Origin of the sequence: Pantoea sp. UBA6567, assembly GCF_002434165.1 — a bacterium.
In the GTDB taxonomy this organism is placed as follows: domain Bacteria; phylum Pseudomonadota; class Gammaproteobacteria; order Enterobacterales; family Enterobacteriaceae; genus Pantoea; species Pantoea eucrina.
The window spans coordinates 511,771-524,222 of record NZ_DJJN01000006.1; the positions used below are offsets into that span (position 1 = coordinate 511,771).

Consider the following 12,452-nt stretch of genomic DNA (forward strand, 5'->3'; position numbering starts at 1 on the left):
TATGGCGCTTACAAAAGCTGAAATGTCAGAATATCTGTTTGAAAAACTCGGGTTGAGCAAACGCGACGCCAAAGAGTTGGTCGAGCTTTTTTTCGAAGAAGTTCGCCGCGCGCTGGAAAATGGAGAACAGGTTAAGCTGTCCGGATTTGGTAACTTTGATCTGCGCGACAAAAACCAGCGTCCGGGCCGTAACCCGAAAACGGGAGAGGATATTCCTATCACCGCGCGCCGTGTGGTGACCTTCCGTCCGGGGCAAAAGCTGAAAAGCCGCGTTGAAAACGCGTCACCGAAGGATGCTGACTGATTTCAGTATGATAAAAAGGCCGCTCAGCGGCCTTTTTTATTACTGTGCCAGCCTGCAGGGGATGGCTTTCTTTTTGCCATAATCCCTCTACAATCGTGACATTCTCCTGCTTAACTGCCTCGCTTATGACTCTGCTCGATCAGCTTGCCCGTCAGACCGGTCGCCGTAGCCGGCGTACACTGCTGCTGCTCGCCGCGCTGCTGTTGCTGCTCAGCCTGCTCAGCCTGTGTACCGGCGAGCGCTGGCTGCTGCCTGCCGAATGGTTTACCCCGCAGGGCGAGCTGTTTGTCTGGCAGATCCGTCTGCCGCGTACGCTGGCCGTTATTGCGACAGGCGCCGCGCTGGCGCTCTGCGGTACCGTTATGCAGGCGCTGTTTACAAATCCGCTGGCTGAGCCGGGACTGCTCGGCGTCTCTAACGGTGCCGGCGTGGGAGTAGTACTGGGCGTGCTGCTCGGCAGCGGCTCCCTGTGGAGCCTGGCGCTGGCGGCGATGGCTGGCGCCCTGGCAATTACGCTGATCCTGCTGCATTTTGCCCATCGTCAGCTCGCCAGCAGTCGCTTACTGCTTACCGGTGTGGCGCTGGGTATTATCTGCAGCGCTGTGATGACGTGGGCAGTCTACTTCAGTACCACGCTCGACCTGCGTCAGCTGATGTACTGGATGATGGGAGGCTTTGGCGGCGTTGACTGGCGCTATGGCTGGCTGATACTCAGCCTGATGCCGGTAATCGCCGCGCTGCTGTGCAGTGCGCGCACGCTGAATCTGCTGGCGCTGGGCGAGACGTCTGCGCGGCAGCTCGGCTTACCGCTGCAGCTGTGGCGTAACCTGCTGGTGCTGGCCATGGGCTGGCTGACAGGCGTCAGCGTGGCGCTGGCGGGGGCGATCGGCTTTGTCGGGCTGGTTGTCCCGCATCTTCTGCGGCTGAGCGGCATCAGCGATCATCGCTATCTGCTGCCTGCAGCAGCACTGGCGGGTGCGGCAGTGCTGCTGGCGGCGGATATTCTTGCGCGGCTGCTGCTGACCTCTGCTGAGCTGCCGATAGGCGTGGTGACCGCGACGCTGGGCGCACCGCTGTTTATTCTGCTTTTAGTAAAATCTTCACGCTAGCTGCGGCTGGCGTTATCTGACGGACACAGGAGAACACCATGACGTTGTATCAGATCCCGCTAAAAACCCTTGATGGTACCGCCACTACGCTGGAGGCCTGGCGTGACCGCGTACTGCTGGTAGTGAACGTCGCCTCCCGCTGCGGACTGACGCCGCAGTATGAGCAGCTTGAGTCACTCCATAAAGCGTTTCAGGCGCGGGGCTTTAGCGTGCTGGGCTTTCCCTGCAACCAGTTCCTGGAGCAGGAGCCGGGCACTAACGAAGAGATCCGGACGTTTTGCAGCACCACGTATGGCGTGACGTTTCCTCTGTTTGATAAGACGGACGTTAACGGCGCGCAGCGCCATCCGTTCTATCGCACGCTGGTCAGCGCCCAGCCGGAAGCTGAACGTCCGGAGGAGAGCGGTTTTCTTGAGCGTATGATAGCGAAAGGCCGGGCGCCGGCAGAACCCGGCGATATCCTGTGGAACTTCGAGAAGTTCCTGGTCGATAAACAGGGTAACATTATCGCCCGTTTTTCACCCGATATGGCTCCGGATGCGCCGCAGGTGCTTAAGCGTATTGAGCAGGCGCTGACCGCCTGACATGCTGCTGGCGTGTCACGGTCTGAGCTGCCCCGGCCGGCTGGCGCCGCTGGATCTCGCTCTCGCGCGCGGGGAGTGGGTACATCTGGTGGGCGCTAACGGCGCCGGAAAGAGCACCCTGCTGGAGGCGCTCAGCGGTCTTGCGACTCCGCGCGGAGAGCTGCTGCTTAACGGCACCGCTGTTGCTGCGCTGTCAGGAGAGGCGCTGGCTCAGCAGCGTGGCTGGCTGCCTCAGCAGCAGCCTGCGCCCGGCGCGATGCCGGTCTGGCACTACCTGCAGATGCATCTGCCGCGTGGTGCTGGCACAGAGCTGAATAACGTGCTGGCGCGTTTGCTGTCGCAGCTGAGTCTGCATCACAAGCTGGAGAGCGCTCTGACGCAGCTCTCCGGAGGGGAGTGGCAGCGGGTGCGCCTGCTGGCGGTGATACTGCAAATCCATCCTGACATCAATCCGCAGGGCAGCCTGCTGCTGCTCGATGAGCCGATGAGCGCGCTGGATGTGGCGCAGCAGCAGGGCGTCACCCGGCTTCTGCAGCAGCTTTGCGCCGCCGGCATCGGCGTGATCACCAGCAGTCACGACCTGAATCATACGCTGCGCTACGCGGATCGCGTCTGGTTGCTGCATCAGGGAGAGCTGAAATATCAGGGCAGGGCGCATGAGGTGCTGACGGCCGCCCGGCTTGCGCCGCTGTTTCAGACAGAGGTGACAGAGGTGGATACACCGCAGGGGCGTCTGCTGCTGCTCTCCTGACTTGCACACCGCGCGCGTTTACGGCTACAGTGTCTGCCGGATCGGGCTGACAGGGAACAGGCTATGCGGTTACTTATTCTGCTATTCGTGCTGATGGTCACAGGGTGCAGTCATCATGCGCCTCCGCCTGATTCCCGTCTCTCAGATCCTGCCGCAGTGCAGACCCGGCTCAACTATCAGCTCAGCCGCTGGCAGGGCACGCCGTACCGCTATGGTGGCCTCAGTCCGCGTGGGGTTGACTGCTCCGGCTTTGTCCTGCTGACGTTCCGCGATCGCTTTGACATCGCGCTGCCACGCTCCACACGCGCTCAGACAAAAATCGGCAACCGTATCGATCCACGTGATTTGCTGCCTGGCGATCTGCTGTTTTTCAAAACCGGCAGCGGCGAAAACGGGCTGCATGTCGGTATCTATGCCAGCAACAACACCTTTATACACGCCTCTACCAGCAAAGGCGTTATTCGCTCTTCGCTCAATAATGTTTACTGGCAGAGGGTCTTCTGGCAGGCGCGCAGAATATGACAAGTTGCATTCTGGATGAATGAAATAGCGCGGCGAAAAGAGAGCTTAATTCGCACAATGGGTTCTTTTTTTGCTGAAATAAAGCTCTCATTAAAATTGGTACTTTACCACCTGACAAATTACTACTAAAAATAGAGCTAAAGATTTTATCATTGTGGATATTAACACGGCGTATTTGGCTTAAGTATAATTTAATGATTAATAGCTTGCATTAGGCGCTAAAACACCTTCTCTTCCGGCGTTTGGTGCTATTGCCTGACTCTTTTCATTGATATACGATGCCTTCATTGCCACTGCCTCTGGCTGTAAAAAATGAAAGTCCATATTTCGGCCGACTATCAGTCGGAAACCTGGTTTTATCCGGCTTATACGCTGGAGGGCCAGCTCACTGCGGTTGAGCTGGTTACACAATTTGTTCATGACAGTGCGCCAATTACGTTGCCACAGGATTTACTGTTGCCGCAGCTCGATGCCAGTCAGCAGTTAAGGCTGCTGCAGGCTCAGCTTTTAATCCTGGAAAAGCACCGCGCTTTCTTTGAGCGTAATCATGTTGATGCGCTAATGAGAATTGACGAATCGCTGGCTGAAACGCTGTTAGAGAGTGAAATTCTGTTAAGGAAATTTAAACAGCTGCCATTTATCGTAATGGATATCAGCGAAACGTTTCCGCAATTATCTGCCGGCAAAGCGCATCCGGTTTTATCCCGACTTAATCATCAATTCCGTTTATCGCTTTCACAATTCGGAGCTGGCAAAGCCCCGGCAACGGCAGTCTATGATTCGCTGTTTAGCGTCCTGAAGCTGGATAAATTATTTATCCAGAATCTGGCGAAGCGCGCCTCCTTTATCCCTTTTATGCAGACGGTTATCGATAATTTCAGCGGCTATACGCAGCAAATTATTATTTCTGGTATCGATGATGCGCGCCTGCTGAGCAAAGTCAGCGATCTGAGCGGCGTGCATATTCAGGGTAACGTGTTCCCGGTGGTTAAAGCGGAACGGTTAGAAGATCTCATCACTCCTTTTCTGACGCAGACCACACCCTCGCAGCAGTAATTCAGGCGCTGTTTTTCCCGGGCGCCCCGTGCCAGACTATCCTTTACTCTCTACACGCTATCCTGGTGCTGCATTATTAAGCACCTCTGGAGTATATATGCAATTTATCAATAGCTGGCAGCAGGAGCTGACCGGATATTACACATCGCTGCAGCCCACGCCGCTGGCGGGAGGACGTCTCCTTTATCATAATGCGCCGCTGGCGGCGGAAATGGCGCTGGATGCGGAGCTGTTTGCCGGCGACGGCCACGGCGTATGGAGCGGTCAGGCGTTGCTGCCAGGCATGGCTCCGCTCGCTCAGGTGTATAGCGGCCATCAGTTTGGCGTCTGGGCCGGGCAGCTGGGTGACGGACGCGGCCTGCTGCTGGGTGAGCAGCAGCTGGAAGATGGGCGCAAGCTGGACTGGCATCTGAAAGGCGCAGGCTTAACCCCTTATTCCCGTATGGGAGATGGACGGGCGGTGATCCGCTCAAGCGTGCGGGAGTTTCTCGCTTCAGAAGCGTTACACCATTTGGGTATCCCCGGGACGCGCGCCCTGGCGCTGGCCATCGGTGACGAACCGGTGCTGCGCGAAACGCAGGAGCGCGGCGCGATGCTGATGCGTATTGCGGAGAGCCATCTGCGTTTTGGTCACTTTGAACACTTCTATTACGCAGGGGAGACGGATAAAGTACGCCAGCTGGCAGACTATGCGATTCGTCATCACTGGCCGCACCTTGAGGCGGAACCGGATCGCTATCTGCTGTGGTTCACGGATGTGGCAAAACGTACCGCCCGCCTGATCGCACTGTGGCAGAGCGCAGGCTTTGCTCACGGAGTGATGAACACAGATAACATGTCGATTCTCGGCCTGACGCTGGATTACGGTCCTTACGGCTTTCTTGATGAGTACGATCCCGCCTTTATCTGCAACCACAGTGACTATCAGGGGCGCTATGCGTTTAATAATCAGCCGACGGTTGGCCTGTGGAACCTCAACCGGCTGGCGCACGCGCTGTCGGGATTGCTGACCACGGAGCAGCTGAAGCAGGCGCTGAGCCACTATGAGCCTGAACTGATGCGCGTCTGGGGAGAGCGCATGCGGGCGAAACTTGGCCTGCTGACGCCGCAGGCAGAGGATAATACGATTCTGAGCAACCTGCTGGCGCTGATGAGCAATGAGCACAGCGATTACACCTTTACGTTTCGTCAGCTCAGCTATACCGAACAGCAGGAAAGGCGTTCGCCGCTGCGCGATGAGTTTATCGATCGCGACGCGTTTGATCGCTGGTATAGCAGCTATCAGCAGCGACTGCTGCAGGATGAGGCCAGCGACAGCGAACGGCAGGCGGTGATGCAGGCGGCCAACCCCGCCATCGTGCTGCGCAACTATCTTGCCCAGCAGGTGATTGAAGAGGTGGAGCGGGGCGAGACTGCGGCCCTTAAAGAGCTGCATCTGGCGCTGCAGCACCCCTTTGATGAAGCGGCCAGCAGCGCGACGTTGCGCCAGCGGCCGCCGGAGTGGAGTAAAACGCTGGAGGTCAGCTGCTCCAGCTGATATCAGAAACGGCTGTCGACGGCGGCAGCCAGCTCTGCCAGTACCGCCGCGCTATCGTCCCAGCCGAGGCAGGGATCGGTAATCGACTGGCCGTACACCAGCGGCTGACCAGCCACCACTTTCTGGTTTCCTTCCTGCAGAAAACTCTCAATCATAACGCCTGCTACCGCTCGCGAACCGGCGCGGATCTGCGCGGCGATATCGCGCGCCACATCACGCTGGCGACGATGCTGCTTAAGGCAGTTGCCGTGACTGAAATCGATCACCATCTGCTCAGACAGGCTGAACTCACGCAGGCTGGCTGCCGCCGCCGCCACATCTTCCGCATGATAGTTTGGCTGACGCCCGCCACGCAGGATCACATGACCGTGCGGATTGCCGCTGGTCTGATAAATGGTCATCTGGCCCGCTTTATCCGGCGAGAGGAACATATGGCTGGCGCGGGCAGCACGAATGGCGTCGACGGCGATCTGTACGTTACCGTCCGTGCCGTTTTTAAACCCTACCGGGCAGGAGAGCGCAGAGGCCATTTCGCGATGGATCTGGCTTTCAGTGGTGCGGGCGCCAATGGCACCCCAGCTGATGAGATCGGCTATAAACTGGCCGATGACCATATCGAGGAATTCAGTCGCCGTTGGCAGACCCAGCGCGTTGATATCCAGCAGCAGCTTGCGGGCGATAGCAATACCGCGATTGACATCAAAGCTGCCGTCAAGGTCGGGATCGGAAATCAGCCCTTTCCAGCCCACCACGGTACGCGGTTTCTCAAAATAGGCGCGCATGACGATTTCCAGCCGGTCCTGATACTGCTCGCGCAGCTGCTGCAGGCGTGCCGCATAATCCAGCGCAGCGCGCGGGTCATGCAGCGAACAGGGCCCGATTATGACCAGCAGGCGCGGATCCTCGCCGGTCAGAATGCGCGCAATACGCTGGCGCGCGGCCGTAACGCTCTCTGCGATATCAGACGATAGCGGGTGCTGGCTGGCCAGCGCGGCGGGCGTAATCAGGCTGCCAATTCGCGCCGTACGCAGTTCATCAGTTTTATTCATAGTGGCTCTCAAACAGGTTCTTCGCAGCGGTGATATACCGGGAAGTGATGAGGTTCACAATAAACCAATGCGTCCTGAATTCAACCAGCAAAATCACAGAGATAATAAATACGCGGGCCGCTTAGCGCATCAGTCAGTACATATGTCGCTCCAGCCCCATAATGTCGAGGATTTTGGTGGCAATCTCCTCGACCGAGTAGTTGGTACTGTTGAGGTAGCGAATCTGATGTGTACGGAACAGCGCTTCCACTTCACCCACTTCCAGCCGGCACTGGCGTAGCGAGGCGTAGCGGGTATTCTCCGCCCGTTCCTGGCGAATGGCCGCCAGCCGTTCCGGATCAATGGTCAGCCCGAACAGCTTGTGCTGATGCGCGCGCAGCGCAGGAGGAAGCTTGAGGTTATCCATATCATCGGCAATAAAGGGGTAGTTGGCTGCGCGAATACCAAACTGCATGGCAAGATAGAGGCTGGTCGGGGTTTTGCCACAGCGCGAAACGCCCAGCAGGATCACCTGAGCATCTTCGAGTCCGCGCAGTGAGATCCCGTCATCATGCGCCAGGGTGTAGTCAATCGCGGCGATACGCGCATCATATTTACCCAGGTTATTCGCGGTCAGCCCGTGAGTGCGGTGTGCCACCGGCATAGAGGAGACGCCCAGTTCACTCTGCAGGGGAGCCACCAGCGCCTGCACAATATCCTGACAAAACCCCTCACTCTCCAGAATGATGTCGCGAACCTCAGGCGTAACGATGGAAAAAAAGACCAGCGGCCGCACGCCGCTGCGCTGCCAGAGCGCGTTGATCTGCGCTTTGACCGCCTGGGCCCGCTGCACGTTTTCTACAAACGGCAGGGTAACGCTGTGCGTATCAACCGGAAACTGCGAGAGCACCGCGTGGCCCAGCACTTCTGCTGTAATGGCGGTGCCGTCTGAAATATAAAACACGCTGCGTTCAGTGCTCATTGAAAAGTGCTCTCTGAGTGAATAGTGAATTAACCGATTTCATTTCAAATTAAATCGAAATGAAATATCCATATGCCGCCGTGCTCAGACCAGAATAGTGTCATACCTGACGTTAATAGCATCATAAAGAAAAAGCGATAAATAAACGTCCGCGCCCGCCACACTTTCATAAATGACGCGCAGACTCTGTCTGATGTCGTTTGCGCAACAGCAATCCGCTGATAATGCTATAAAAATGGAAAATTCGTTATTACAGCAAGCTGTTAGTAATAATAGTGCCGTTTGCGCAACGTCAGCCCCGGCAGGTAATAGTCTGATTTTGTCTCTCTTTTTTTGCTTTAACGATTCAACACTTAGTCTTTATAAACCAGTTATGCCAGGCTGCTGTGGCGAATAGCAAAATGTTCCATGTGCCCTAATCATTTAAAAGGATCATCTCAATGTCCAATCAAGACCAACAATCGCTAGTGCTCTGGTATAACCAGCTTGGCATGCATGATGTTGATCGGGTGGGAGGCAAAAATGCCTCTCTTGGAGAAATGATTACCAATTTGTCGTCGCTGGGCGTATCCGTCCCGAACGGCTTTGCCACGACGTCTGACGCGTTTAATCAGTTTCTCGACCAAAGCGGACTGAACCAGCGCATTTATGCACTACTGGATATCACGGATATTGATGACGTGGCGGCGCTGGCCCAGGCGGGCAAGCAGATCCGCCAGTGGGTCGTGGACACGCCGTTTCAGCCGGCGCTGGAAGCGGCTATTCGTACTGCTTATGAGCAGCTTTCTGCTGATGATGCCGACGCCTCTTTTGCCGTCCGCTCATCCGCGACTGCCGAGGATATGCCTGACGCCTCATTCGCCGGGCAGCAGGAGACCTTCCTCAACGTACAGGGGTTTGATGCCGTGCTGGTGGCGGTTAAGCACGTATACGCCTCGCTGTTTAACGATCGGGCTATCTCATACCGCGTGCATCAGGGCTACGATCATCGCGGCGTGGCGCTCTCGGCCGGGGTGCAGCGTATGGTTCGCTCCGATCTTGCCGCCTCTGGCGTGATGTTTACCATTGATACTGAGTCAGGTTTTGATCAGGTCGTCTTTATCACTTCAGCCTGGGGGCTGGGTGAGATGGTGGTACAGGGTGCGGTCAACCCGGATGAGTTTTACGTGCATAAACCGACGCTGGCGGCAAACCGCCCGGCTATTGTCAGGCGGACGATGGGGTCTAAAAAAATCCGCATGGTGTATGCCGATTCTCAGACGCATGGCGAGCAGGTGCGCATTGAGGATGTGGAGCAGGCAACGCGCGATCGTTTCAGCCTGACCGACGACGAAGTACAGGCGCTGGCACGCCAGGCGGTGCTGATTGAACAGCACTACAAGCGCCCGATGGACATCGAGTGGGCAAAAGACGGGCATACCGGCAAGCTCTATATCGTACAGGCGCGACCGGAAACCGTACGCTCGAATGGTCAGGTGATGGAGCGCTACAGCCTGCAGGGCACGGGCCAGGTGCTGGTTGAAGGACGCGCCATCGGTCACCGTATCGGTGCGGGTGAAGTCAAGGTGATCCACGATATCAGCGAAATGCACCGCATTGAGAAGGGCGACGTGCTGGTCACCGATATGACGGACCCGGACTGGGAACCTATCATGAAAAAAGCGTCGGCTATCGTGACCAACCGCGGCGGACGCACCTGCCATGCGGCGATCATTGCACGTGAGCTGGGGATCCCGGCGGTGGTGGGATGTGGTGATGCCACCGATCACCTGCGTGACGGGCATAAAGTGACGGTTTCCTGCGCCGAAGGCGATACCGGCTACGTCTACAATGACCTGCTCGATTTTGAGATCGCCAGCTCTCAGGTCGACTCGATGCCCGATCTTCCGCTTAAGATCATGATGAACGTCGGTAATCCCGATCGCGCGTTTGACTTCGCCTGTCTGCCCAACGAGGGCGTGGGCCTGGCGCGGCTGGAGTTTATTATCAACCGCATGATCGGCGTGCATCCTAAAGCGCTGCTGGAGTTTGATCAGCAGACGCCGGAGCTACAGCAGCAGATCCGCCAGATGATGAAAGGCTTTGACGATCCGGTTGAGTTCTATATCGCGCGCCTGACGGAGGGGATTGCTACCCTGGGCGCCGCCTTTGCGCCGAAGCGCGTGATTGTACGCCTGTCCGATTTTAAATCGAACGAGTACGCCAATCTGGTCGGCGGAGAGCGCTACGAGCCGGAAGAGGAGAACCCGATGCTTGGTTTCCGGGGGGCCGGGCGCTACGTTGCTGACAGCTTCCGCGACTGTTTTGCGCTGGAGTGCGAAGCCGTGAAGCGGGTGCGCAACGAGATGGGGCTGAGTAACGTTGAAATCATGGTGCCTTTTGTGCGCACCGTTGACCAGGCGGAAGCGGTCGTGGCTGAACTGGCGAAGCACGGGCTGAAGCGCGGTGAAGCGGGTCTGAAGGTGATTATGATGTGTGAAATCCCGTCAAACGCGCTGCTGGCAGAACAGTTTTTGCAGCACTTCGACGGTTTCTCCATCGGTTCCAACGATATGACGCAGCTGGCACTGGGGCTGGATCGCGATTCTGGCGTGGTGTCTGCTCTGTTTGATGAGCGCAATGAAGCGGTGAAAGCGCTGCTTTCGATGGCGATTCAGGCCGCAAAAAAACAGGGCAAATATGTCGGTATCTGCGGACAGGGTCCTTCAGATCATCAGGATTTTGCCGCGTGGCTGATGGAGCAGGGCATTGACAGCCTGTCGCTTAATCCGGATACGGTGGTTGAAACCTGGCTGAGCCTGGCTGAGATTGACTCTGCTCAGCGCGCTTAACCTCTGAGCATGACGCGTAAGGTTATACCGTACGCGTCATGATTCATGCAGGCTTAAGCTGCGGATGAGCCACTGTTTCAGCATAATAACCCTGAGTTTTAGCTGCTAAGCATCCCGCCTGTTCAGATAGCACGCAGTGCTACAGCGGGCGCTGAATGCAGGCCAAAAAAAAGCCCATCACAGGGGATGGGCAAAGACTACACACAGCAATTCTTTTACGTTACTCAGGGGAAAAAGGTTGTTTAAAAATCAGTAGGTTGATTTCCAACATGAGAAACATATTATTTATTGCGCCTGCTATAGTCTTTAAGAATCCTCTTATTAGTTTAAAGCTGATAATCTTTTATCGCCTCTTTTGCCCGCTGCATCGGGCGATTCAGTATGAAAAATAATCATTCCAGCCAGCGAAACGTCGTTAAGCGCTAAAAATCGCGTTTTTTCTTAAAAACCGTTTATGAAAAACAGCGTGCCTGAAAAATGCCCGGGCATGAATGTTCAGGCCGCTGCGACCATCAGAGGTATCAGGGCAGCTCTTCATGCTCTGTCAGCGCTTCAATTGCCGTTTCCACATCATCATCCGGCGCCGGAGCCTCGTGCATCCAGACTGAAACCAGGCGATAAGAGACCGCCAGCACGACCGGGCCGATAAACAGGCCAATCATGCCAAAGGCGATCAGGCCGCCGATAACACCTGAGAGGATCAGAATCATGGGTAAATCGGCACCCATGCGAATCAGCACCGGACGTAACACGTTGTCGAGCGTGCCGACAATACAGCTCCAGACCAGCAGCACCGTGCCCCACGTCGTATCACCGCTCCAGTAGAGCCAGATAATCGCAGGTACCAGAACAATCAGCGGACCCAGCTGGACCAGGCAGGTCAGGATCATCAGCACCGTCAGCAGCGTGGCATAAGGTATGCCCGAGATCGCCAGTCCGATCCCGCCTAATACCCCCTGCACCAGCGCCGTGACGACAACACCCAGCGCAACGGCCCGTATTGCCTGTCCGGCCAGCAGCACCGCAGCATCGCCACGGGGCCCCCCCATACGGTAGGCGAAGTGGCGGATACCCTGTCCCACCTGCTCACCGCGCCAGTAAAGCAGCACGCTGAATAACAGCATCAGCGCCAGATGCAGCATAAAGCGGCCAAAATGTCCCGCCTGTGCGACAAAGAAGCCCGTGGTGCGACCAATATAGGGCTGCACCTGACGCATGATCGCTGAACCGCCGCCATCCACCAGCTTATGGTAACTGACATAGAGCTTGTTGCCGGCATACGGGATCTCCCGCAGCCAGGCGAATTCCGGCATCAGCAGATGGCGCTGAGTAGCCCAGGCGATAACCGGGGCGCTGTTGTCAATCAGGCTGCTGACCAGCAGCGCAATCGGAATGATAAACAGCAGCAGCAGCAGAATCGTCATGGCGATAACGGCCAGGGAGCGGCGTCCCCACAGCAGATGCTGCAGGCGAATCATGAGTGGCCAGGTTGCGATAACAACCATGCTTGCCCAGGCAAAGCCCAGAATAAAAGGCTGTACCACCCAGAGACAGGCGATAATCATCAGCAAAATAAACATCAGTGAGAACAGCAGTTGCGGCAGATCCACACCGCGTTGCAGGCTTTTCATAACAGCGATTTAACCTCAGTTAATCCTTCAGGAAGGGCCCCTGGCCCGGGATCATCATGCGCTATTTCCTGAAAATTAAACAGGAAAAGCAGGGCCACAGAAGCGGGGAAGGGAAAT

At 56.5% G+C, this 12,452-nt stretch carries 11 protein-coding genes and 1 other RNA gene; 8 read left to right on the forward strand and 4 right to left on the reverse strand.

All coding sequences use genetic code 11. The features are described 5' to 3' along the window. Position 1: 1 nt before the first annotated feature. The 7 genes from ihfA (at position 2) to B4M48_RS08465 (ending at position 5,863) form a co-directional block, all read left to right on the forward strand. Positions 2–304 (forward strand): integration host factor subunit alpha, encoded by a 303-nt coding sequence (gene ihfA, locus B4M48_RS08435; protein WP_021506246.1) that lies wholly within the window; start codon positions 2–4, stop codon positions 302–304. 125 nt (positions 305–429) lie between these two features. Beyond that, positions 430–1,413: a vitamin B12 ABC transporter permease BtuC gene (btuC, locus tag B4M48_RS08440; protein WP_286876529.1), complete on the forward strand. Its 984-nt coding sequence runs from the start codon at positions 430–432 to the stop codon at positions 1,411–1,413. Positions 1,414–1,451: 38 nt separating this feature from the next. Further along, a complete protein-coding gene (locus B4M48_RS08445; RefSeq protein ID WP_288656398.1) occupies positions 1,452–1,997 on the forward strand; it encodes a glutathione peroxidase in 546 nt (181 codons plus the stop codon). A 1-nt stretch (position 1,998) separates the two neighbouring features. Continuing rightward, a complete protein-coding gene (btuD, locus tag B4M48_RS08450) occupies positions 1,999–2,748 on the forward strand; it encodes a vitamin B12 ABC transporter ATP-binding protein BtuD (RefSeq protein ID WP_071668769.1) in 750 nt (249 codons plus the stop codon). A gap of 63 nt (positions 2,749–2,811) precedes the next feature. After that, entirely contained in the window at positions 2,812–3,270 is a 459-nt protein-coding gene (locus tag B4M48_RS08455; RefSeq protein ID WP_039384078.1) for an NlpC/P60 family protein, read from the forward strand. Positions 3,271–3,582: 312 nt separating this feature from the next. Further along, positions 3,583–4,326 (forward strand): EAL domain-containing protein, encoded by a 744-nt coding sequence (locus B4M48_RS08460; RefSeq protein ID WP_039384082.1) that lies wholly within the window; start codon positions 3,583–3,585, stop codon positions 4,324–4,326. Positions 4,327–4,423: 97 nt separating this feature from the next. Next, positions 4,424–5,863 (forward strand): protein adenylyltransferase SelO, encoded by a 1,440-nt coding sequence (locus B4M48_RS08465; RefSeq protein WP_071668770.1) that lies wholly within the window; start codon positions 4,424–4,426, stop codon positions 5,861–5,863. 2 nt (positions 5,864–5,865) lie between these two features. Here B4M48_RS08465 and B4M48_RS08470 read toward each other — a convergent pair whose 3' ends face one another. Then, entirely contained in the window at positions 5,866–6,912 is a 1,047-nt protein-coding gene (locus B4M48_RS08470; RefSeq protein WP_039384089.1) for a 3-deoxy-7-phosphoheptulonate synthase, read from the reverse strand. Between the two features lie 133 nt (positions 6,913–7,045). Beyond that, a complete protein-coding gene (ppsR, locus tag B4M48_RS08475; RefSeq protein ID WP_039384092.1) occupies positions 7,046–7,873 on the reverse strand; it encodes a posphoenolpyruvate synthetase regulatory kinase/phosphorylase PpsR in 828 nt (275 codons plus the stop codon). A gap of 440 nt (positions 7,874–8,313) precedes the next feature. Between ppsR and ppsA the strand changes: the two genes are divergently transcribed. After that, positions 8,314–10,704 (forward strand): phosphoenolpyruvate synthase, encoded by a 2,391-nt coding sequence (ppsA, locus tag B4M48_RS08480; RefSeq protein WP_071668771.1) that lies wholly within the window; start codon positions 8,314–8,316, stop codon positions 10,702–10,704. Positions 10,705–10,866: 162 nt separating this feature from the next. Here ppsA and rprA read toward each other — a convergent pair. Together rprA and ydiK are read right to left on the reverse strand one after the other, a co-directional pair. After that, positions 10,867–10,975, reverse strand: an RNA gene (gene rprA / locus B4M48_RS08485) — antisense sRNA RprA. 250 nt (positions 10,976–11,225) lie between these two features. Next, the gene (ydiK, locus tag B4M48_RS08490) at positions 11,226–12,335 is read right to left on the reverse strand and encodes an AI-2E family transporter YdiK (RefSeq protein ID WP_039384098.1); all 1,110 of its coding nucleotides are present in this window, start codon (positions 12,333–12,335) and stop codon (positions 11,226–11,228) included. Positions 12,336–12,452: the final 117 nt, after the last annotated feature.